The organism is Pseudomonas sp. BW7P1 (genome assembly GCF_024981055.1).
Classification (GTDB): domain Bacteria; phylum Pseudomonadota; class Gammaproteobacteria; order Pseudomonadales; family Pseudomonadaceae; genus Aquipseudomonas; species Aquipseudomonas bananamidigenes.
Genome location: NZ_CP103374.1, coordinates 2,023,031 through 2,045,462 on the forward strand (window position 1 = coordinate 2,023,031; position 22,432 = coordinate 2,045,462).

Consider the following 22,432-nt stretch of genomic DNA (forward strand, 5'->3'; position numbering starts at 1 on the left):
GATAGATACCCCCCGCGACCTTGGCCGCTGTTAGGATTACACTTCTAGGGAAAAGTGCCGACTCGCTAAGTGTTGTTGTCCCACGGGGTAGTCATGGATATTCAGATCATTGCACGCGATGGCGAGCCCGAGTATGCGGTTCTGCCATGGGCTCGGTATCAGGCTCTACTGAAAGCGGCAGGCATCAACGAAGCACCGTCGCAAACGGCTCCAGCGCCGCTTGCGGCCACACCGGACCCGATTCTTCCTGGTCTGGATCAGTTACGCAGTTTGCGCGAAGGGAAGGGCATCGCCATCGAGGCGCTGGCCCGCACGGTAGGCATCAGCCCGTCTTATCTGGCCATGATCGAAAGCGGAGAGCGTCTGCCCGACGCTGCGATTCGCCGCAGTCTGGCCTGGGAATTGACGGTGCCAGGGTGGAGGGAACAATCGTGAGCGTACGCATCAGTCGTCAACATTGGGACGGATTGCTGGGGGAGCTGGACCAGGCGCGCAGGCAGCGCCATCTTCTGACTTATCGAGCCTTGCTCGAGCGTCTGCAATTGCCCACGCCGGCGATGCAGACCCTGACCGCTGCACTGGAGCATCTCGCCGCGCTGGATGCGAAAGCCGAGCAGCCATTGCGCAGTTCCCTGGTAATCAGCCAGGGCGCCAGTCGCCTGCCACGCACCGGTTTCTTTGAATGTGTCGAACGCCTGGGACGTTTTTCCGGGCCGTCCGATGGTGTTGCCGCCGCTTCCTGGCATGCCTCGGAAGTGGTGCGGGTTTTTGAGTACGAGTACCCGGAATCGGCGGAGGCCTGAGTGTTTTTACGACTCAAGGCGCGGGCCGGTTACTGGTTCGCCCGCAGGTTGTTTCATTGGTCGTGGTTTGTCCGCCAGCCCCGAGGCTGGCACTGGCTCGAAGGACAGTTTGCGCGTATGGCCAACCTGGGCGATGTCGGCGCGCAAAGCTTTTACGGGCACATCCTGACGTTTCGCGGCGTTGGCCTGGGCGCGCGTGAGGAGGGCGTCCGGCTGCTGCGACTGGCGGCGCTGGCCGGGGATGGCAAAGCGGCGTATCAGGTCGGCGCCATCAGTCTGGCGGGCACACCGGGTAAAGCGCCTGATCCCCTGGAAGCAGCTCGCTGGTGGACCATGGCCGCCAAGGCCGGGCATCCATTGGCCGAGTTGAAGTTGAAAGAGCTGGCCGCCGGGGTCGCTTCTCGGTAAGCCATGTGTTCCATGAGCGGGGCGTGAGGGAGACCTCCCGCCCCGTTTTTGCGTCTGTCATTCGACAAAAATCAATTACAGACTTCTCCTACAGCTGTCGCCTACCCGCCTGACTTCTTTTCTGATTGATCCCCCGCAAAGTCCTTCGCCTGATTTCTGCGCGAGGGAACGCCCATGTTCGACCCGGTTTTTCATTTCTTTTTGCGCATGGGAATGCGCTGATGGAAGCCACCACACGCATCGAGCAAGCACTCGACAGCTTTCCCCGCACCCTCGATCTCTATCGCGAACAGCTCAGGCACTGGTTCAGTCGCTCGACCGACAGCATCAGCCATACGGCCGATCTGCCGTCGTTGATGGGGATGGAGCGGATCCTACGCTTCGGTGAACACACCACGGCGGTCGCCCTGGACGACAAGTATTTCTCTTCGGCTGTCGTGCAATGCCCGGAACGCGGGCCGATGGAGATCGAGAGCAAGTTCGAGTCGGTGTATGACATTCCCTTGGGCGACATCGTTGTCGATGTGATGGCGGTGGATGGTGGCGAGGTGAAGTCCGTCACGCTCGATGCTCAGGGCAAGGGGCTGTTCACCGGCGAGGCAGGCAAGTTCTATCGGGTGGTGGTGCACGGCGCGGCCAGCGAGAAGCAGATCGATGCACTTTTCGAGTCCTACGATGGCCTGACCCGACAGCTGGATGGCTGGTTGCGCAGCGAGTGGCAGGGCTTCAGGCCGCAGTGGTCGCAGTCGGTGGCCAGCGCTGCCGGCAACGGAATGCTGGCCGGGAGTTGGGCGGCGATCGAGGGCGTATGGGACAGCATCGGGTTGCTGTCGGAGATGCTCAAGGATCCTCCCGCGTTTGCCGATCGGCTGGGCGAAAGCGCGACGACGTTGGCCGAGTTCGCGGTGTCGATGCCGGAAAAAATGCAGCAGCTCCAACTGCTCGTCAGTGACGAGGCAGTGCTCTGTCTTTTGCTGCGCACGGCCAGCCTTTGGCTCGAAATGTTGCCACCCGGCGAGGTCGCAGGGAAAACCGCCGAAGCGGTATCGATGGTCGTGGTGCAATTGCTGATCGATGTATTGATCGGCGTTGTATTGACCTTCGTCGGCGCCGGGACAGGGATTGCGTATCTGACCTTGCGCCTGGTGGATCATGGTGCTCAGTTGTTGTCGGCGGTGACGCGTCTGGTGAAGGCGATGTTTGGCATTGTCAGCACCTTCATCGGCTACGTGAACCAGTACAAATCCGTCGCCGCACGAGGTATCGCAGCCGGCGTGAAGAAGGGCCGCATGCAATTGCGTTGGGATGCCAAACGCAACGCTTCCCTGAAAAAAGACGAGCTTCACGACGACAAGCCTGATCAGGCGAAAAACCCCAACGGCGACAGCGCCGATTGCGTCCCCCGCACCTGCACCAACGGCTGCCCGGTATCGATGGTCACTGGCGAAGAGCTGCTGACCCTGACCGATGGCGTGCTCGACGGGCTGCTGCCGTTCGAGTTCACCCGCCTGTACCGCACCAGCGCGGCGGAAATCGATGTCGGGCTGGGATTTGGCTGGAGTCATTCGCTGGCCCATCGGCTGGAGGTCGAGGGCGATGGTGTGGTCTGGATTGACCACGAGAACCGGCGCACACGGTTTCCGCTGCCGAGTGTCGAGCGCCCGGCGATTCACAACAGCCTGTCGCGGGCGGCGATCTTTCTCGGAGATGAGCCTGAGGAACTGATCGTTGCGCTGGCGGGGAATGCGGCGCGGTTCTATCACTTTCGGGCCGGGCGTCTGACGGCGATCAGCGATGCCTACGGCAATCGTCTGACGGTGCATCGGGATCTTTCCGACCGGATTCAGCGACTGGATAACGGCGCCGGACGTTCGCTGCTGTTGCGCTACGAGCGGGCGCACCTGGTCGCGGTCGATTATCAGGTTTTCTGTGAAGCCGCCTGGCGCACCGAGCAGACGCTGGTCAGCTACCGCTTCGATGCCCGCCACCGGCTGATCGAGGCGAGCAACGCCGCCGACGAGAGCGAGCGTTACGACTACGACGACCGGCACGTCATCCTGCAGCGGCAGTTAACGGGCGGCGCGAGTTTTTTCTGGGCGTGGGAGCGCGAGGGCAAGGCTGCGCGCTGCGTGCGGCACTGGGCGTCGTTTTCGCAGATGGACACGCGTTACGTCTGGGACGACGCCGGCAGCGTGCGGGTGCAGTACGTCGACGGCCGCGAAGAGGTTTATGTCCACGACGACACGGCGCGGCTGGTGCGGCAGGTCGCCGCCGACGGGGGTGAGCAGCGCAAGGCCTACGATGCGCAGGGTCGGTTGATCGCCGAGCAGGATGCGCTGGGGGCGGTCACCGAGTACCGCTACGACGATGCCGGACGGCTGATCGCGCTGATTCCGCCGGACGACGCGCCGACGTCCTACGAATACCGCAACGGTTTCCTGCACCGCCGCAGCCGGGGCGACGCCGAATGGACCTGTCGGCGCAATGCCCAGGGCGACATCACCGAAGCGGTCGATCCCGACGGCCATGTCACCCATTACCACTACGACCCCCAGGGGCGGCTGCTGTCGATCCGTTATCCGGACAGTGGTCGGCAGGTGTTCGTGTGGAACGACCTGGGCCAGTTGCTCGAGGAAAGCCTGCCCGACGGCGGGGTTCGGAAGTTTTCCTACGATGCGCTGGGCCGACGGATTGCAACGCAGGACGAACACGGTGCGGTCACCGGCCATGCCTGGGATGCCGTTGGCCGGCTGATCCAGACCACGCTGCCGACCGGGGCCACCCGAGCCTGGTCCTACAGCGCCTACGGCCAGATCACTGCCGAGCGCGACGAGCTGGGGCGCATCACCCGCTACGAGTATGACGACGACCTGCATTTGGTCAGCCGCCGGATCAACCCCGACGGCACGCGGTTGCAGTACCGCTACGACCATGCGCAGTTGTTGCTGACGGAGATCGAGAACGAGTCCGGCGAAAAATATCGGCTGGACTACACACCCACCGGATTGATCCGACAGGAAACCGGATTCGATGGCCGGCGCACCGCGTATGCCTACGACCGCAACGGCCACCTGCAGGAAAAGACCGAGTTTGGTGATGACGGCTCGACCTTGGTCACCGCTTATGAGCGTGACCGTGCCGGGCGTCTGCTGCGCAAGACTTTGCCCGATGGCAGCACGGTGGATTATCGCTACGACCGCCTCGGTCGGCTGACCGGCGTGGACGACGGCCAGAACCACCCGCTGGCCTTCGAATACGACCGACAGAACCGGCTGATCACCGAGCATCAAGGCTGGGGCACCCTGCGTTACACCTACGACGCCTGCGGCCAGCTCACCCGGATGCGCCTGCCGGACAACAGCAAGCTCGATTACCACTACGCCAAGGGCGGCGCGCTGACCGCGATCGACCTCAACGGCGCCTTGCTCACCCGCCACGTCTACCAGAACGGTCGCGAGCAGCAGCGCCAGCAGGGACTGCTGCTCAGCGAATATGCCTACGACGAACAGGGGCGTTTGCTCTCCCACGCTGTCGGCCATCAACGCAGTGCCCTGTATCGCCGCGACTTTGCCTACAGCGCCAACGGCAACCTCGAACAGATTGCCGACACCCGCCACGGCCAGCGCAGCTACCAGTACGACGTCCTCGACCGGCTGATCCGCGTGCGCCACAGCCGCAACGACCTGCCGGAAGCCTTCGCCCACGACCCGGCGGGCAACCTGCTGCTGCAGGATCGCCCGGGCCCTAGCCACATCAAGGGCAACCGCCTGCTGATGCAGGGCGATCGCCACTATGACTACGACGCCTTCGGCAACCTGATCCGCGAACGCCGGGGCCGCGCCCAACAACTCGTCACTGCATACCGCTACGACAGTCAGCACCGCCTGATCGGCCTGACCCGCCCCGACGGCAGCACTGTGACCTACCACTACGACGCCTTCGGCCGCCGTATCCGCAAGACCGTCGACGGCCAGACCACCGAGTTCTTCTGGCAGGGCGACCACCTCGTCGCCGAAAGCAGCAAAGATCAGCACCGCAGCTTCATCTACGAACCCGGCACCTTCCGCCCATTGGCGATGCTCGACGGCCAGGGCCCGAAACGCGCCTGCCCGTTCTACTACCAGCTCGACCACCTCGGCACCCCGCAGGAACTGACCGACTACAGCGGCGAGATCGTCTGGTCGGCCAGGTACAACGCCTACGGCAAAACCACCTCGGTGGAACTGGCCGGCGACGACTACCTCGACCAGCCGCTGCGCTTTCAGGGGCAGTACTTCGATGACGAAAGCGGACTGCATTACAACCGGCACCGGTATTACGACCCGGAGGTGGGCCGATACCTGACGCCGGATCCGGTGAAGCTGGCGGGTGGGTTGAACCAGTACCGGTACGTGCCGAATCCGACGGGGTGGGTGGATCCGTTGGGGTTGACGTCAAATTGTCCGCCGCCGAACAGGCCGGGATGTCCGGTGCCGGATGGGGTGGGTGGTTCGGTTGTTCATGAAGGCGAGCCAGCGCTGCCGAAGATGACTGCGCAGGAGCGGCGGGCGAGGATTGACGAGTTGGCAGAGGCGAATGCTTATCGGCGTTTGGATGAAATGGAGAAAGCTACGCAAGGCGCACACTTCTTAGAGAAACATGGCAAACAGACCACACTGGCTTCTCAGCAGGAACGTTCGATTACGGGTAGAAACCCAACAACTGGTGTCATCGAGGTTTATACCAACGGGAGACGAGCAGGGCAGCCAAAAATACCTAGTGCAGCCACACATTTTTTTAGCTATCGAGACCAATTGAACGCGATATATCGTGCGCAGCTGATTTTCAGGAGAAATGGTCAAATGGCGTCTAAGGAACCGATGAATATGGGCAAAATTGTTGGTGAAGGATACAAAAGAGGTGGAGTAATTTACGGGCAGCAAACACATGCAGTAGTCATCCTGGATCGAGCAGGTAAGCCGATAACCTCTTATACGGAGTTTATGGAATGAAACGTAAGCCTGAATATTTTGTTTTGCGTGGTCTGCTTTTTCTGTTTGATATAGAAAATACACATGATGATGCGCGTGAAAAGATCATTGTTTCAAAGAATGTTAATGACAAGAAGGAGCTTGCTGAACTGTTTGATATTCTTATGAAGCCAGAATTTCTCTCTTACAGTTTTGATGAGCGCGAGTGGTGTATTAATACGCTGAAGCACTACTTGGAGACCGGTGACAGCTTTGATGCTGTATTTACAAAAATCACAACTTATTTTGATGACGATGTAGAGGATCAGCGTCAGTTCATGCAGGTTTTGTTAAGTTGCTTGTTGAGGTACCAAATCGATGCTTCAACAGAGAGACAAGGATGACACAGGGATGGCCGTGTATTGATAATCAACGCTGGCCAATCACCTGCGCTGAGTGAAGATCAGCAGTCGTAAGGCTATCAATCAAATGCACACTATACCCCTGCACATTCTTCGCATGATGCTTCGCCTGCGAAGCCATCTCCGCCAGCTGGCTCGCATCCAGTTGCGCACAAGCATCCGGATGCAGATGGACGACCCCGATGGAGAGTGACAGCAACGGAAATTCCTGTCGGATACCCTGACGATTCGGCGCAACAAAACATCCGGCTTCAAGGTGTTCGGGGCGGTAGAAGCGACGGCATTGGCTCTGGAAATCATCAAGCAATTGGTTCAGCCGTTTGCGCCAATCCTCCGGGCCGAGCACCAACAGAAAATCATCCCCACCGATGTGGCCAACGAAATCGCGGGACGGGTCGACGCGTTCGTTGAGGCATTGCGCCAGACACAACAGCACCTCGTCTCCCCGACCATATCCATAGATATCGTTAAAGGGCTTGAAACTGTCGATATCGACATAGCAAATAACCGATTCCCGCCCTTGTTGCAGCAGGCGGGTGAGGCATTGCTGTATCGGTACGTTGCCGGGCAGCAGAGTCAGCGGGTTGGCGTAACGAGCCTGCTGGATTTTCAGTTCGGTAATCAGTTTGAGCACGTCGATCACCCGGCCCAGGCCCAGATAGCTGCCGTTGAGGGTGATGATGAAGTCTTCTTCGATGCGCTGTCGGGCGCGGCTGGTGATCAGGCGGCTGACCTGTTGCAGTGACTGGCTCATTTCCACGGCGAGAAAATCGTCGTTCATCAGCCGGCTGATGGGTTTGCGGGCGAACAGGTCTGTGGCGAACGGCTTGAGCAGTGCATCGGACAGAGAATGACGATGGACGATGCCACACGGCTGGCCCTGTTCGTCGAGCACTGCCAGCGAGTTCAGGTTGGCCTGACGGCGAAACGCTTCGAGAACAGTGGCGGTTGGCGTATTGCGATTCACGGCCGGCTGATCATTGAGCAGGGCGCTGAGGTCGCTGCCTTCGTCATTCAGCGCGACGGCGCTGCTGTCGTGCTTGGGCATCAAGGCCCGGGCGTCCCGTGGCGGGTGTTCCTGAGGACGTCCGAGCAGATAGCCCTGCACCAGGTCCACACCCATCTCGGTCAGCACCGCAAGCTCCTCCGGCAGTTCGATACCTTCGGCAATCACCTGGGCCCGGGAGGCCTTGGCGATTTGCAGGATCGATCCGACGAACTCGCGTTTCAAGGCGTCCTGATGGATACCATCGATAAAGTGCCGGTCGATCTTCACGTAATCCGGCCGCAGTTCCGACCACAAGCGCAGGCTCGAATAACCTGCGCCCAGATCGTCGAGGGCAATCGAAAAACCCATGGCCCGGTAGTGATGCAGCGCGGTTTGCAGCAACTGGAAGTCGTCAATCGGCGTCTGTTCGGTGAGTTCGATCACCACCTGGCTGGGTGGAATGCCGAAGTCCTGCAGCAATTGGAGAGTACGTCCCGGCTGATGTGCGGCTTCGAGCAGGGATTCGGGAGAAACGTTAAGAAACAGCTTGCCCGGCAGTTGCTGTTCGTTGAAGCGCCGGCAGGCGCTCTGGCGGCAGGCAATCTCCAGTTCGTTCAAGCGGCCGGCCTGGCGGGCGACGGCGAACAGGGCGATGGGGGAGTGCAGCGGGCTGTTGGACGGGCCGCGAGTCAGGGCTTCATAACCCAGAATGCGTCGCTCGGAGAGGCAGATGATCGGCTGGAACAGGCTGTGTAAAACGCTTTGAGTCAGGATCGAGCTCAAGGCACTCAGCTGTTCGGTCGTGGTCATGGCAATCTCTGGCGATAAAAAAGGACTGGGAGCGTTCTCGATGAAGAGAACCGCTCCCAGTCCTTTATTGCACGACAGAATGATGACTGTTTGATGACGATCCGGGGGTTGTCACCATTAAATTGCCATCACCTTACTTCTTGGCCACCTGATTGCTCAGCTTCAGGTAATCCAGCAGCACACGCCCGGTCTCGCTCAGGTAGGCGTCGTCTTCCGGTTTGACCTTGTCCGGCTCGGCGGCAGCAAGGGCGTCGTCGTCTTCTTTCTTCAGCTCCTTGAGCGGCTCTTCGCCTTTGGCCTTGCGACGGATGTTTTCCATCGCCAGTTGCTTGGCGTCGATGTCGGCGTGCTGGGCACGGCGATCGGCTTCGTTGAGGCTGACGGTTTTTTCTTCCAGCAGCTTTTGCGCCAGGGCCAGCTTGTCGCGGATGAACACGAACTCCGCGTCCTTGGCCGAACGGGCGTCATGCTCGGACTTGAGCTGGGCCAGGAACGGCTTGAACGGGTCGACCGCCGGTTTGATCGCCGCGCGAATGGTGTCCCATGGCATGGCTTCCGGCAGGGCGCTCTCGCCGATTTCCTTGGTGTCGATGATCGACGGGTAGTCGATGTCCGGCAGTACGCCCTGATGCTGGGTGCTCTGACCGGAAACCCGGTAGAACTTGGCCAGGGTCAGCTTCAGTTCGCCATGGTTCAGCGGCTGGATGGTCTGCACGGTGCCTTTGCCGAAGGTCTGACCACCGATGATCAGCGCACGGTGATAGTCCTGCATGGCGCCGGCGAAGATCTCCGAAGCCGAGGCGGACAGGCGGTTGACCAGCAGCGCCATCGGGCCTTTATAGAACGCGCCCGGGTTTTCGTCTTCCAGCACATCGACCCGGCCATCGGCATTGCGCACCAGCACGGTAGGGCCCTTGTCGATAAACAGGCTGGTCAGCTCGGTGGCTTCCTGCAGGGAACCGCCGCCGTTGTTGCGCAGGTCGATGACCACGCCGTCGACTTTCTCTTTCTGCAGTTCGGTCAGGAGTTTCTTGACGTCGCGAGTGGTGCTCTTGTAATCCGGATCACCGGCACGGAACGCCTTGAAGTCCAGGTAGAAGGCCGGAATCTCGATCACCCCGAGCTTGTAGTCCTTGCCGTCCTGCTTGAGGCTCAGAATGGATTTCTTCACGGCCTGGTCTTCGAGCTTCACCGCTTCACGGGTGATCGGCACGATCTTGCTCGTCTGATCGTTCGGCGCATTGCTGGCCGGGATGACTTCCAGGCGGACCACGGTGCCTTTCGGACCACGGATCAGCTTGACCACCTCGTCCAGACGCCAGCCGACCACGTCGACCATTTCCTTGTTGCCCTGGGCAACGCCGATGATCTTGTCCGCAGGAGCGACCTGTTTGGTCTTGTCGGCCGGGCCTGCCGGCACCAGACGCACGACCTTCACCTGGTCGTTGTCGCTCTGCAGCACGGCGCCGATGCCCTCAAGTGACAGGCTCATGTTGATGTCGAAGTTTTCCGCGTTATCCGGCGACAGATAGTTGGTGTGCGGATCGTAGGACATGGCGAAGGTGTTGATGTACGCCTGGAAGATGTCTTCGGCACGGGTCTGGTCCAGGCGCGCCAATTGGTTCTTGTAGCGCTTGGTCAGGGTTTCCTGGATCTGCTTCGGCTCTTTGCCGGCGATCTTCTGCCGCAGCACTTCGTCTTTGACGCGTTTGCGCCACAGGTCGTCGAGTTCGGCGGTGGACTTGAGCCACGGAGCGTCCTTGCGGTCGATCAGCAAGGTTTCCTTCGTGGTGAAGTCCATCTTGTCGACGCCTTTGTTCAGCTCGGCAATGGCGAAGTCCAGACGCGCTTTCACGCGGTCCAGATAACGTTTGTAGATGGTGAAGCCGGCGTTGAGGTCGCCGCTCTTGAGGAAATCGTCGAACTGGTACTTCCACTTGTCGAATTCGGCGATGTCGCTGGCCATGAAATAGCTGCGCGACGGGTCCAGCAGCTTGATGTAGCTGTCGTAGATGATCGCCGAACGTGCATCGTCGAGCGGCGGCTTGCTGTAGTGGTGGCGCTTGAGCAACTCGACGACGTTCAGACTGGCGATCACTTCATCGCGATCAGGCTGCAACTTGTCCCAGCTGTTGGCTGCGAATGTAGTGCCCGACACCGGCAAGAGGCCGATACCGATGAAAAGAGCGAGGGCGGTGCTGGGGAGCAGATGCTTCATGCTGATTCGACGCGGGGACAATTGATAACGCATATTAGGCCGTCTTTGAAGTCGCCGGTACCTCTACGCTCTGTACGATAACTGCTGTTCAGCGCTCGTTCAGACCCCAGGGCCGGTCGCATAATGCAAAAAGCCCGGCGCTACAGCTTCGGGCTCAGTCCAGACTCACTATGGAGGCACTGTGAAGGCATTGCAAGGCGTTGAAGGTCAAGTGGCATGGGTTGATGAACCCGGTCCTGAGTGTGATGCAGGACAAGTCCGCATCCGGGTGGCGGCTGCGGGCCTCAATCGCGCGGACTTATTACAGAAGGCGGGGCTTTATCCACCGCCACCGGGCGCCAGTCAGGTGCTCGGTCTTGAGTGCTCCGGAGTGATCAGCGAAGTCGGCGCCGGCTCCTCCTGGCAGATCGGTGATCGGGTCTGCGCCTTGCTGGCCGGGGGCGGAATGGCCGAAGAGGTCGTCGTCGACGGGCGGCATGCGCTGCCGGTTCCGGAGGGCGTGTCGCTGATCGAAGCCGCCGCATTGCCTGAGGTCTATGCGACGGTCTGGCTGAATGTGTTTCAACTCGCTGCGCTCAAACCCGGGGAGAAAGTTCTGTTGCATGCGGGGGCCAGCGGTATCGGTTCCGCCGCCATTCAACTGTGCAAGGCGTTTGGCAATCCATGCTGGGTCAGCGTCGGATCGGCCGAGCGCCTGGCCTATTGTGAAGCACTGGGCGCCCAGGGCGGCGTGGTGCGCACCGACGATCTGGAAAGCCTGCGGGACTTCGGGCCGTTCGATGTGATTCTGGATCCGGTCGGCGGCAATTACTCGGCGCTGAATCTGAAGCTGATGGCTCAGGACGGCCGCTGGGTGCTCATCGGTCTGATGGGGGGCCGTGAAGCGAAACTGGACCTGGCCCAGGTGCTGGCCAAGCGTGTGCAACTGCTGGGCTCGACCCTGCGCAGCCGCGACGATCAGTTCAAGGCCGATCTGTTCAGCGATCTGCGCCAGCATGTGTGGCCGCTGTTTTCCGAGGGGCGCCTGAAGCCGCAACTGGCCAGGACCTTTGCGATCAAGGATGCCGAAGCGGCGTTTGCCGAGCTGGCGAGCAACACGGTGGCCGGGAAACTGGTGCTGGTGATCGACGAAAGCCTGAGCTGATCGTCGATGCATGTGGGAGCAGGCCTGCTCCCACATGGCATTCACTTATTTCCAGAGGTGAATCGGCCATCCGGACTGCTCGGCCTGCTCGCGCAACACCGGGTCGGGATTGACCACATGCGGGTAATCCACCTTCAGCAGCAGCGGCAGGTCATTGCGTGAGTCGGAATAGAAACTTGCGCCTTCAAGGTTTTCCTCTTCGGCATCCAGCCATTCCAGCAGGCGGGTGATCTTGCCTTCGCGATAGGTCAGGGTACCCACGGTGTTGCCGGTGTATACGCGATGGGCGACTTCCAGTTCGATGCCCAGGATCTCGTCGATGCCCAGCCGCTCGGCAATCGGTTTGACCAGGTGCGTGCCCGAGGCCGAAATCACCAGAATCCGGTCACCGGCCTTGCGGTGGGCGGCGATGGTTTTGGTGGCGTCGCTGAAGATGATCGGCTCGATGAAGTCCTCCACCCACGGTCCGACGAGATGCTCGACTTCTTCCGGGGTGCGACCGATCAACGGTTCCAGGCTGAAGTCCATGTAATCCTCCATGCGCAATTTGCCATGGCTGTAGGCGTCCATGAGCTCATTGTTCCTGCGCATGAACGACTCGGGATCGACCCAGCCCAGGCGGCCCATCTGCTCGCTCCAGAGGGTGGCGCAGTCGCCGTGGATCAGGGTTTCGTCCAGATCAAAAATTGCCAGGGCCATCAGTGCAGTTCTCTCTTCAACGTCAGCAAAGTCATCAGGCTACCTCACACAGGGCAGCCGGATCGATGGAAAGCGCCAGGCGCCGACCGTCGGGGTGTAGATCCGCTGCCGACCGGTTGAGCACATCCACTACCAGCTCCACACCCCTGGCTTCGACGCGATAGCGAATCACGTTGCCCAGCAGGCTGTGGCTGCGGATCTGTGCATCGAGCTCGCCGTTCAGGCTCAGTTCGATGGCTTCCGGGCGAATCGCAACGCGGTGGTTGATCGGTCGCTGCAACAGCTTCGTTGCACTCTCGGCGTCCAGCAGGTTGTAGTTGCCGATGAAACCGGCGGCGAATACATCGACTGGGGCGGTGTACAGGGTTTCGGCATCGCCGCTTTGTACGATCTTTCCCTGATTCATCAGGAAAATCCGGTCAGACATGGTCAGGGCTTCTTCCTGATCGTGTGTGACGAAGATGGTGGTCAGACCCAGTTCGCGCTGGATCTGACGGATCTGCTCGCGCAGATGCTTGCGAATCCGCGCATCAAGGGCTGACAGCGGTTCATCCAGCAACAACAGACGCGGACGGGTGACCAACGAGCGGGCGAGGGCGACACGCTGGCACTGACCACCGGAAAGTTGGTGCGGATAACGACTGGCGAAGTCGTTGAGTTCCACCAGTTTCAGCGCCTCGGTGACACGCTTGTGGCTGTCGTCCGGATTGACCTTCTGCATGCGCAGGCCAAAGGCGACGTTCTGCTCCACGGTCATGTTGGGGAACAGTGCATAGCTCTGGAACACCATGCCGATTCCGCGTTTCTGTGGCGTCAGCGGCACGATGTCGACGCCATCGAGCAGAATCTTGCCGCCATCCACCGGTGTCAGGCCGGCGATGCAGCGCAGCAGGGTGGATTTGCCACAACCGGAGGGGCCGAGCAGGGTGACGAACTCACCTTTCCGGATTTCGCAGTTGATGTCGCTGAACACCGTGGTGCCGGCGTAGTTTTTCTGAAGGTGTTGGACGCTGACATAGCTCATTCGCTTTTGTCCTTGTTCAAGATGTTGGCGACCCAGGTCAGGACCAGCACAAAAAAGAAGTAGGAAATCACCAGTGCGCTGGTGAAGTGGCCGCTGCTGTTGCGCATGTTGTTGAGGTAGACCTGCAGGGTTTCGTAGCGGGTGCCGACCAGAATGTTGGCGAACACGAATTCACCGAACAGGAACGAGAACGACAGCAGCAATGCGACCATCAGGCCTTTGCGAAGATTCGGCAGTACCACCAGAAACGCAGCCTGAAAGGTACTGGCACCGAGCAGTTGGGCGGCGTCCATCAGGTCACGCAGGTTGATCGCCTGCAGGTTGTTGGTGATGGCCCGGTACATGAACGGCAGCGCCACGGTGAAGTAGCAACCGATCAGGATCCACGGCGTGCCGACCATCGCGAGCGGCCCGGAACCATAGAGCTGCAACAGCCCCACCGACGACACCACCGGCGGCACCGCGAAGGGCAGCAGGATCAGGATGTTCATCAGCGCATCGAGTTTCGGGAAGTGGTAATGCACCACGAACAGCAGCGGCAGGATCAGCACCACCGAAAGGATCAGCGCACCGACGCACACCAGCAGCGACTGACCGAAGGCGTGCAGGAAACGTGGATCGCTCCACAACTGGATGTACCACTTGAAGGTGAAGCCGCTGGGCAGCACGGTGGCCGACCAAGTGCTGGCGATCGAATAGATCAGCGTGCCCAGCAGCGGCAGCAGCAGAATGGCGAACAGCAGGTAGACCACGACGCGGTGGTAGACGCCGGCCGGGCCGGATTCAGCGCGAGACATGGTAGCTCCTCTTCAGCAGCAGTTGATGCACGACGGTCACCAGGGTCATCAGCGCCACCAGCACCACGGCCAGGGCACTGGCCATGTTCGGGTCCAGGGAAATGTCACCGGAGACCATCGCCGCAATCCGGATCGGCAGTACGTTGAAGTTGCCGGTGGTCAGCGCATACACCGTGGCGTAGGCGCCGAGGGCGTTGGCCAGCAGGATCACGAAGGTGCCGAGCAGGGCCGGGGTCAGCACCGGCAGGCCGATGTGACGCCAGAACTGCCAGCCGTCAGCGCCGAGCAGTGCGGCGGATTCGCGCCAGTCTTCACGCAGCGCGTCGAACGCCGGGTACAGCAGCAGAACGCCCAGAGGAATCTGGAAGTAGGTGTAGAGGATGATCAATCCGGTTTTCGAGTACAGGTTGAAGTCCTGGATGATCCCGGCCTGCTTCAGCATGATGGTGATGCTGCCGTTGAAGCCGAGCAGGATGATGAACGCGAAGGCCAGGGGCACGCCGGCGAAGTTGCTGGTCATGTTGGCGAAGGCGTTGACGAAGTTGCGCAGCTTCGAATCCACCCTGCGCAGGGAGTAAGCACCGAGCACGGCGATGATGATGCCGAACACACTCGACCAGAAACTGATTTCAAGGCTGTACTGGATTGCCTGCAGATAGAACTTCGAATTGAAGATTTTGCTGAAGTTGGCGAAGCCCCAGCCGAACTCCTCCGATTGCAGGCTGTTGATCATCACCCAGATCAGCGGGGCGATTTCGAACACGATAAAGAACAAGGCGAACGGCACCAGACACAGGGCCGCCAGCCATTTGCCGCGAGTCATGGCGTTCACTTGAGCAACTCCCGGCACACAGGTTTGTCGTGGGGCACGCCAAGCAATTCGCAGACCGTGCCGCAAAGATCGGTCTGCTTCGGTGTGGCGTCGGCGTTCAGGCTGAAGGCGTCGCCGAGTACGAACAGCGGTACCTGGCGTTCTTCCGGCAGCAGGCCGTTGTGCGAGCGGTCGCTGTTCATGCCGTGGTCAGCGGTTACCAGCACCTGACAACCGGCGTCGAGCCAGCCTTGCAGGTAGTCGGCGAGGATGATGTCGGCGCTGCGCGCGCTGTTGCGGTATTGCGGAGTGTCGAGGCCGTGCTTGTGGCCGGCGTCGTCGATGTTCATCGGATGGATCAGCAGAAAGTCCGGAGCGTGGCGCAGACGCAGGTTCTCGGCGTCGGCGAACAGGTGCGAGTCCGGATAGTGATCGTTCCAGTAAAAGTGACCATGCTGGATCGGTAGCATCGGGTCGTCGGTGTGACGATCCCTGGCAGCCACGAACGGCGAGCGGTTGTACAGCTCGCTGACCCAGTGGTACGCCGCCGCGGCGGTTTTCAGACCGGCATCGCGGGCGTAGTGATAGATGCTGCGCTGGTTGGACAGGCGCGAGACGTTGTTGTGGACGATGCCGCTGTCGATGGGCGGCACGCCGGTGAGGATGCATTCGTAAAGGGGTCGGGACAGGGCCGGCAGCTCGCACTCCAATTGATAGAGCGCGGCGCGTCCTGCGCCAACGTAAGCCTGCAGATGCCCCATGGCGTGACGCGCGACTTCGTAATTGAGGCCGTCGAGCACGACAAGGATGACGGTGTGCTTCATGGGGGGCAAAAACTCCGCGAATTCAAACAGCTCGAAATCAACTCAATCCCGTGTGGGAGCGAGCCTGCTCGCGAAGGCGGTTGTTCACTCAACAAGGATGTTGACTGAGACGGCGCATTCGCGAGCAGGCTCGCTCCCACATCTGGATCTCCAACAAATCACACAGAGGGGGCTACCGCATTACTGCATGTTGATGATCACTTCTTCCTGCCACTTCTGCGGCAGAGCCTTGGAGGTTTTTTCCCACGCATCGGCGTCCTTGATCGGCGTGACCTTCTTGTACTGCTCGTTCGGCAACAGCTTGGCTTTCACGTCTTCCGGCAGGGTCAGGTGCTCGGCGCGGATCGGACGGGCGTTGCCACGGGCGAGGTTGGTCTGGCCGGCGTCGCTGAAGATGTATTCGCGGGTCAGCTTGGCGGCGTTCGGGTTCTTCGCGTATTTGTTGATGATGGTGGTGTAGCCGGAAATCACCGAGCCGTCGGACGGGATCAGCACCACGTAGTCATCCGGGTTGGCCATCTTGGCCTTGTAGCTCAGACCGTTGAAGTCCCAGACCACGCCGACTTCGACCTCGCCTTTTTCCATGGTGGCGATGGTCGGGTTGGCCAGCGACAGGCGACCTTGCTTGGCGATGTCTGCGAAGTACAGCAGGGCAGGCTGGATGTTTTTCTCGTCGCCGCCGTTGGCCAGCGCTGCCGCGAGTACACCGTTGGCCGCCTGGGCCGCGGTGCTCACGTCACCGATGGAGACCTTGTATTTGCCGCCCTTGAGGTCCGCCCAACTTTTCGGTACTTCGGAACCGTGCAGCAGCTTCTTGTTGACGATGAACGCAATGGTGCCGGTGTAGGCCAGCGCCCAGTTGCCGTCCTTGTCCTTGGCCCAGGCCGGAACCTGATCCCAGGTGGTCGGCTTGTACGGTTGCACCACGCCTTGCTTGACAGCGATTGGGCCGAAAGCGGCGCCGACGTCGCCGATGTCGGCGGTGGCGTTGTCTTTCTCGGCGGCGAACTTGGCGATTTCCTGGGCCGAACTCATGTCGGTGTCGATGTGTTTCAGGCCGTAGGTCTTGGCCAGGTCTTTCCAGGTGCCTTTCCAGTTGGCCCAGTCGTCGGGCATGCCGACGCTGTTGACGGCGCCTTCCGCTTTCGCTGCGGCTTCGAGGGTTTTCAGATCGTCAGCCGCCATGGCGGCGGTGCACAGGGCAATGGTCGAGCCTAACAGTGTTGCCAGGAAAAGCTGTTTCATTCCGAAGCTCCTTGGTCGTGTTCAACGCTGCGATTGCGGTGTGTGTTGGTCTAGGTCAGCAATACCTGAGCCAATGTAGGGGGGCTGGATGACACTTTGATGTCGGCGAATGCCTGGCCAGCGATTTTTTTCGCCGGTACCGGCGGCTGCCCGGTAAGCGTAGACCACCCTTAAAGTCCCGGCTGGCAAGGGACCTGGCCGATGTATTGCAAGTTGTCAGGGCGACCGTTCGGTGGTTTTGTCATCTCCCGGTCATCTGCACTGCCTAGGCTTGCAACACGACCGAACGGCGCAATAGTCGTGCGGTTTTGCCCCGAAACAGTGCTGGTCTAGTCCAGATAGGTAACATTGATGCGCGATGAGGCAACAAAAGCGGTGACAGCCATTGGCCAGATCCTTCAGGAACAGATCGGTCATGGTCTGCTCGCGGCGGGGAGCAAGCTGCCGGCCGAGCGCAAGCTCAGCGAGTTGTTCGGCACGACCCGGATCACGGTGCGGGAAGCCTTGTTGCAACTGGAGGCGCAAGGCCAGATTTACCGCGAGGAACGTCGGGGCTGGTTCGTGTCGCCGCCGCGTCTGGCTTACAACCTGATGCAACGCAGTCACTTTCACGCGATGGTCAGTGCGCAGGGGCGGGTGCCGTCGACCGAGGTCATTTCTGCGCGACTGCAACCGGCGTCGGCGGCGGTGTGTGCGTGGTTGCAGTTGCCGGCGCTGTCGAGCGTGATTCAGATCTGCCGGTCGCGACGGATCGACGGGCGGCTGGTGCTGTATGTGGAGCATTATCTGAATCCGCAGTATTTCCCGGGGATTCTGGATTTCGATCTGAATCAGTCGATCACCGAGCTGTATGCGCGGCATTACGATTTGCACTATGGGCGGGTGCGGTTCGAGATTGTGCCGACCTCGTTGTCGGTGGATGCGGCGGCGGCTTTACGGGTGTCGGTGGGGAGTCCGGGGTTACGGATTGCGCGGGTCAATTATGATCAGTCGGGGCGGTTGATTGATTGTGATCTGGAGTTTTGGCGGCATGATGCGATTCACGTTGGGGTTGACGTTGTTTGACCTTGACCTTGGCGGCCTTTGGGCCGGCCAGGTTTTGGGTTGTTTTGGGTGAATATCCGTTTCTTCGGGTGCTGCGGCTGGCGGTTCCGCTCTTACAGCGGGTCACTTTTTCAAACGCCAAAAAGTAACCAAAAGGCTGGGCCCCTGCGTTCGGCCCCTCGCTGAGGCTCGGGGTTCCTTCGCTCCGGAATTCATCCGGGGGCATCGCCTCCGGTTTGCTTCGCTGCACCTCCTCTCGATGTGTTTGGCTTCGCCAAACGGCGCTGCGCGCCACCCCCCGGATGAATCCCTCCACTCAGCCTGCCGATGGGGCCGCACGTCAAAAGCGGTACTCGAGCTAACGCTCATCGTTTTGAGTGGGGGGGCGTGGAGGTTTGGTTACTCCTGAGTTTGGCCACCACCGCCTGCGGTAATCACCTGCACATTCATCCTCGGCGTCGCCAGATCCAGTCCTGCCTCATCCAGATGCCGTTTCAGCGACAAATTGAACGCCCGCGAAACCTCCCACTGTTTGATCGGTGCGGTCTTGAACCGGGCGCGCAATATTGCGTTGCCGGATTCAAAACTTTCCACGCCCTGAATCTCCAGTGGCGACCAGATGTTGCGGCGCTGTAGCGGGTCGGTGCGCATTTTCTGGCCGACGTCGCGCATCAGTTTGATCGCGTCGTCGATGTTCATGTTGAAGGGCACGGCCACGCGGAAGATCGCGTAGCCGAATTCCCGGGAGTAGTTCTTGATGCTTTTGATTTCGCTGAACGGGATGGTGTGGACGATGCCGTCGATGTCCCGCAGGCGAACGGTGCGGATGGTCAGGCCTTCGACGGTGCCCAGGTGCCCACCGACGTCGACGTAGTCGTCGATGGCCAGGGAGTCTTCGATGATGATGAACAGGCCGGTGATCAGGTCGGCCACCAGCGACTGGGCGCCGAAACCGATCGCCAGGCCGATCACGCCGGCACCGGCCAGCAGAGGCGTGACGTTCATGCCCATGTTTGCCAGGGCGACGATCAGGGCGATGATGAAGATCGCCACGAACAGCACGTTGCGGATCAGCGGCATCATCGTTTGCGCGCGGGCGTTGGCCAGTCCTTTGCGCGAGCGGGTGAGGGCGTGGTGGACGGCGGTGTCGCTGAGGATCCAGATCAGCCAGGCGAAGATCAGCGTGCCGATCAGGCTGAACAGTTTGACGCTGATGTCGTGGCCTTCGCCTTCGGTGAAGCCGATCAGCGAAAGGCCCCAGACCCGCAGGCCGAGTTCGATGAAGGCCAGCCACACCAGCAGATGCGCGAGGGTGTAGAAGAAGCTCTTCAGGCGTTCGGAGTACAACGCATGACGTTTCGGCCCGTGCTGAGGCTTGAGGGCATGGCGACGGACAAGGCCGTTGATCACCATGCACAACACCAGCAGTACGGTGCAGATCAGCGACTGGCGCAATGCCGTGCTGGTGTCGCCGGCGGAGACGAACGTGGCGAACAGGGAAATGCCCACCAGCACCAGCGCCGGTACGTACCAGAAGGTGCCGAGGATTTCGATGGTGTCGCTCAGGGCGCGGCGGGTCAGGCGACGGGACAGCGGCTGGTTGCGGATCAGGTGGGCGATGGGGCGGCGGAAGCGCAGGATGAACAGGCCCGTCAAAAACGCCGCCAGCACATTGGTGACGGTGGCGGCGGTGTGGGCCAGGTGTGCGCCCAGACCGGCCACCAGGCGCGGATCGCTCAATGCCTCACCGAACGCGGCGAAGCTGCCGATCAGCCACAGCGGACGGAAAGCCTGGTGACGCAGGATATACAGCGCACGGTGGCGGTGCGGGCCGTCGAGCAAGGAAAAGGCAATCACGCAGATCGCCGAGAAACAGGTGCCGACCACCAGCGCGTAGGCCAGCACCATCGCCAGGCTTTTACCCAGGGACGATGGCAGCGCGTAGCTCATGTAGACAGTGATGACCAGGGCGATCATCCACGGCCCGAGCTTGCGCAGAGCAAAACGCAGCATGTCGAGGGCCCGGGGATGTTGCGGCAGTTCTTCGGTCAGGCCGAAGCGCATGCGCACCCGGTGGCCGAGCCAGATCAGCGCGGCGGCCAGCAGGCTCCAGACCATCAGGATCATGGCGAAGCCGAAGATGATCGGCAGCCATTCGCTGGCCGGCATCATCAGGGCGGACAGTTCGTCCTTGGCCAGTTCAAACTCGGTGGACCAGCGATTGAGCGGGCTGTCGCTGCCGGTGAACTGCTTTTCGAAATTGGCCAGGGTGCCGCCGATCAGGCCCAGTACACCTTCTTCCGGGGTGGCCTGGGCCTTTTTCGTGGCGTCGCGCAGTTTTTTCAGGTCGATCAGCAACTGGGCGCGTTGCTGATCGTTCTCCAGCGACTTGATGACTTCGTCGAGGGATTGGCCGAGCGGTTCCTGGGCCTCCGGTTGCGTCTTGTTCGAGCCATTGAGCAGACCGGGCAGGCTCACCGCGTGGGCAGGCGCCAGCGGCAGCAACGTCATCAGGCAGACAAGAAAGAGGCAGGGCAGGGCAAAAAAACGAGCGAACACTAGGCGGTCAACCTCGCAAGGGGCGGATCGGGCGAGTGTACGAGGCCGCCCGGATCAATGCGAGCCGGGCACGGATTTATTCGTTGAGTTTGGCGAGGATCTTGTAGACCACGGTGGCCAGGATCATCAGCATTCCGACCCACATGGCGAGCACACCGGCGTTCTTGTCGCGGAAGTTGAAGCCGATCGCCAGCAGAATCATTCCGGACAGGATCGGAATGAGCATGGCGTGGAACGCAGACATCGAGATCATGGCGACAGCCTTGTCGAAGGGGATGATTCAAGTCTAGGCGGGATTCTGCCGGACGGTGCTGATGTGTATCAGAAATGAACGGGTTTCGCAGGACAGGGGATCGCGGCAGGCAAGCGGCGATCCCCGTTTTTCTACGGCAATTCGCGACTGGCGTAGAACGCGCTCAGCACTTTCACCAGATGCGCCAGGTCATGGCTGCCGCACAGTTCGCGGATCGAGTGCATGGCGAACGTTGGCAGGCCGATGTCGACGGTGCGTACGCCGAGGTGGCTGGCGGTGATCGGGCCGATGGTCGAGCCGCAGCCCATGTCGCTGCGCACCACGAAGCTTTGCACCGGCACTTCTTCGGCCATGCACAGGTGGCGGAAGAAACCGGCGGTTTCACTGTTGGTGGCGTAGCGCTGGTTGCTGTTGACCTTGATCACCGGGCCGGCGTTGAGTTTCGGGCCGTGGTTGGCGTCGTGCTTTTCGGCATAGTTCGGGTGTACGCCATGGGCATTGTCGGCCGAGACCAGCAGGGATTTCTGAATGGTGCGGACGAACTCGTCACCTTCGGGCAGCAGACGACGCAGAGTCTGTTCCAGCATCGGGCCGTCGGCGCCGCAAGCCGAGCAGGAACCGACTTCTTCATGATCGTTGCACACCAGCACGCAGGTTTCTTCGGTGTCGGCGGTCAGCAGGGCTTGCAGGCCGGCGTAGCACGACAGCAGGTTGTCGAGTCGGGCACCGGCGATGAAATCACCGTGCAGGCCGATGACCGCAGCGCTTTGGGTGTCGTAGAAACTCAGCTCGTAATCGAGCACCACGTCGGCGTTGAGACCGTGTTCTCGGGCCAGTTGATCGGTGAGCACGGCGCGGAAGTCCACGCGCTCGTCACCTGCGAACTGCGCGAGAATCGGCGGCAGTTCGGTCTGGGCGTTGATCGCCCAGCCCTGGTTGGCTTCACGGTTGAGGTGGATCGCCAGGTTGGGAATGATGGCGATCGGGGCCTTGAAGTCGATCAACTGGCTCTCGACCTTGCCGTCGCGACGGAAAGTGACCCGGCCGGCCAGCGACAGGTCGCGGTCGAACCACGGCGCCAGTAGCGCGCCGCCGTAGACTTCTACGCCCAGTTGCCAGAAGCCCTGGCGCTGCAATTCCGGTTGCGGCTTGACCCGCAGGCACGGGCTGTCGGTGTGGGCGCCGACCAGGCGAATGCCGTCGTGCAGCGGAGCGTTGCGGCCCATCTTGATCGCGATGATCGAGGAGTCGTTACGGGTGACGTAGTAACGGCCATTGGCTTCGGTGTGCCAGGTCTCGCGTTCGTCGAGGCGCACATAACCGGCGGCCTCCAGGCGTTGAACAAGGCTGGCGGTGGCGTGGAACGGGGCAGGGGAGGCCTTGAGGAAGTCGATCAGGCCTTGGTTCAACTCTTCGCGCATAAGAAGCTCCAGA

General features: G+C 60.7%; 18 protein-coding genes. 7 read left to right on the forward strand and 11 right to left on the reverse strand.

Annotated features, from left to right (window positions below; translation table 11 throughout):
* Nucleotides 1–93: 93 nt before the first annotated feature.
* The 5 genes from NWV16_RS09220 (at nt 94) to NWV16_RS09240 (ending at nt 6,564) form a co-directional block, all read left to right on the forward strand.
* A complete protein-coding gene (locus NWV16_RS09220; protein ID WP_260522786.1) occupies nt 94–435 on the forward strand; it encodes a helix-turn-helix transcriptional regulator in 342 nt (113 codons plus the stop codon).
* Entirely contained in the window at nt 432–803 is a 372-nt protein-coding gene (locus NWV16_RS09225; RefSeq protein ID WP_003223109.1) for a hypothetical protein, read from the forward strand. Before NWV16_RS09220 ends, NWV16_RS09225 begins: the two co-directional genes overlap by 4 nt.
* Nucleotides 804–1,211 carry a sel1 repeat family protein gene (locus NWV16_RS09230; protein ID WP_260522787.1) on the forward strand — a complete coding sequence of 136 codons (408 nt, stop codon included), beginning with the start codon at nt 804–806 and terminating at the stop codon, nt 1,209–1,211.
* A 221-nt stretch (nt 1,212–1,432) separates the two neighbouring features.
* Nucleotides 1,433–6,202 carry an RHS repeat protein gene (locus NWV16_RS09235; protein ID WP_260522788.1) on the forward strand — a complete coding sequence of 1,590 codons (4,770 nt, stop codon included), beginning with the start codon at nt 1,433–1,435 and terminating at the stop codon, nt 6,200–6,202.
* Nucleotides 6,199–6,564, forward strand: a complete 366-nt coding sequence (locus NWV16_RS09240) for a hypothetical protein (RefSeq protein WP_260522789.1) — start codon at nt 6,199–6,201, stop codon at nt 6,562–6,564. Before NWV16_RS09235 ends, NWV16_RS09240 begins: the two co-directional genes overlap by 4 nt.
* 25 nt (nt 6,565–6,589) lie before the next feature.
* On the opposite strand, the gene NWV16_RS09245 is transcribed toward NWV16_RS09240, so the two are convergent.
* Complete coding sequence (locus tag NWV16_RS09245) at nt 6,590–8,380, reverse strand: bifunctional diguanylate cyclase/phosphodiesterase (protein ID WP_260522790.1); 1,791 nt, start codon at nt 8,378–8,380, stop codon at nt 6,590–6,592.
* A gap of 133 nt (nt 8,381–8,513) precedes the next feature.
* Entirely contained in the window at nt 8,514–10,598 is a 2,085-nt protein-coding gene (locus NWV16_RS09250) for a carboxy terminal-processing peptidase (RefSeq protein ID WP_260522791.1), read from the reverse strand.
* A gap of 181 nt (nt 10,599–10,779) precedes the next feature.
* Between NWV16_RS09250 and NWV16_RS09255 the strand changes: the two genes are divergently transcribed.
* The gene (locus NWV16_RS09255) at nt 10,780–11,742 is read left to right on the forward strand and encodes a zinc-binding dehydrogenase (RefSeq protein WP_260522792.1); all 963 of its coding nucleotides are present in this window, start codon (nt 10,780–10,782) and stop codon (nt 11,740–11,742) included.
* 45 nt (nt 11,743–11,787) lie between these two features.
* Here NWV16_RS09255 and NWV16_RS09260 read toward each other — a convergent pair whose 3' ends face one another.
* From NWV16_RS09260 to NWV16_RS09285, 6 genes are all read right to left on the reverse strand, one after another.
* Nucleotides 11,788–12,441, reverse strand: a complete 654-nt coding sequence (locus NWV16_RS09260; protein ID WP_260522793.1) for an HAD family phosphatase — start codon at nt 12,439–12,441, stop codon at nt 11,788–11,790.
* Nucleotides 12,442–12,475: 34 nt separating this feature from the next.
* On the reverse strand, nt 12,476–13,465 hold the full coding sequence (locus NWV16_RS09265; RefSeq protein WP_260522794.1) for an ABC transporter ATP-binding protein: 990 nt from the start codon (nt 13,463–13,465) through the stop codon (nt 12,476–12,478).
* The gene (locus tag NWV16_RS09270; protein WP_260522795.1) at nt 13,462–14,262 is read right to left on the reverse strand and encodes an ABC transporter permease; all 801 of its coding nucleotides are present in this window, start codon (nt 14,260–14,262) and stop codon (nt 13,462–13,464) included. Before NWV16_RS09270 ends, NWV16_RS09265 begins: the two co-directional genes overlap by 4 nt.
* Entirely contained in the window at nt 14,249–15,085 is an 837-nt protein-coding gene (locus NWV16_RS09275; protein ID WP_176704515.1) for an ABC transporter permease, read from the reverse strand. The genes NWV16_RS09270 and NWV16_RS09275 overlap by 14 nt, the downstream gene beginning before the upstream one ends.
* A 5-nt stretch (nt 15,086–15,090) precedes the next feature.
* On the reverse strand, nt 15,091–15,897 hold the full coding sequence (locus NWV16_RS09280) for an alkaline phosphatase family protein (RefSeq protein WP_260522796.1): 807 nt from the start codon (nt 15,895–15,897) through the stop codon (nt 15,091–15,093).
* A 180-nt stretch (nt 15,898–16,077) separates the two neighbouring features.
* The gene (locus tag NWV16_RS09285) at nt 16,078–17,142 is read right to left on the reverse strand and encodes an ABC transporter substrate-binding protein (protein ID WP_260522797.1); all 1,065 of its coding nucleotides are present in this window, start codon (nt 17,140–17,142) and stop codon (nt 16,078–16,080) included.
* Between the two features lie 351 nt (nt 17,143–17,493).
* Between NWV16_RS09285 and NWV16_RS09290 the strand changes: the two genes are divergently transcribed.
* A complete protein-coding gene (locus NWV16_RS09290; protein ID WP_065261894.1) occupies nt 17,494–18,207 on the forward strand; it encodes a UTRA domain-containing protein in 714 nt (237 codons plus the stop codon).
* A 378-nt stretch (nt 18,208–18,585) separates the two neighbouring features.
* On the opposite strand, the gene NWV16_RS09295 is transcribed toward NWV16_RS09290, so the two are convergent.
* The 3 genes from NWV16_RS09295 to NWV16_RS09305 form a co-directional block, all read right to left on the reverse strand.
* On the reverse strand, nt 18,586–20,745 hold the full coding sequence (locus NWV16_RS09295; protein WP_260522798.1) for a mechanosensitive ion channel family protein: 2,160 nt from the start codon (nt 20,743–20,745) through the stop codon (nt 18,586–18,588).
* 76 nt (nt 20,746–20,821) lie between these two features.
* The gene (locus tag NWV16_RS09300) at nt 20,822–20,998 is read right to left on the reverse strand and encodes a hypothetical protein (RefSeq protein WP_176704422.1); all 177 of its coding nucleotides are present in this window, start codon (nt 20,996–20,998) and stop codon (nt 20,822–20,824) included.
* Between the two features lie 131 nt (nt 20,999–21,129).
* On the reverse strand, nt 21,130–22,419 hold the full coding sequence (locus tag NWV16_RS09305) for a M18 family aminopeptidase (RefSeq protein WP_260522799.1): 1,290 nt from the start codon (nt 22,417–22,419) through the stop codon (nt 21,130–21,132).
* Between the last annotated feature and the right edge of the window lie 13 nt (nt 22,420–22,432).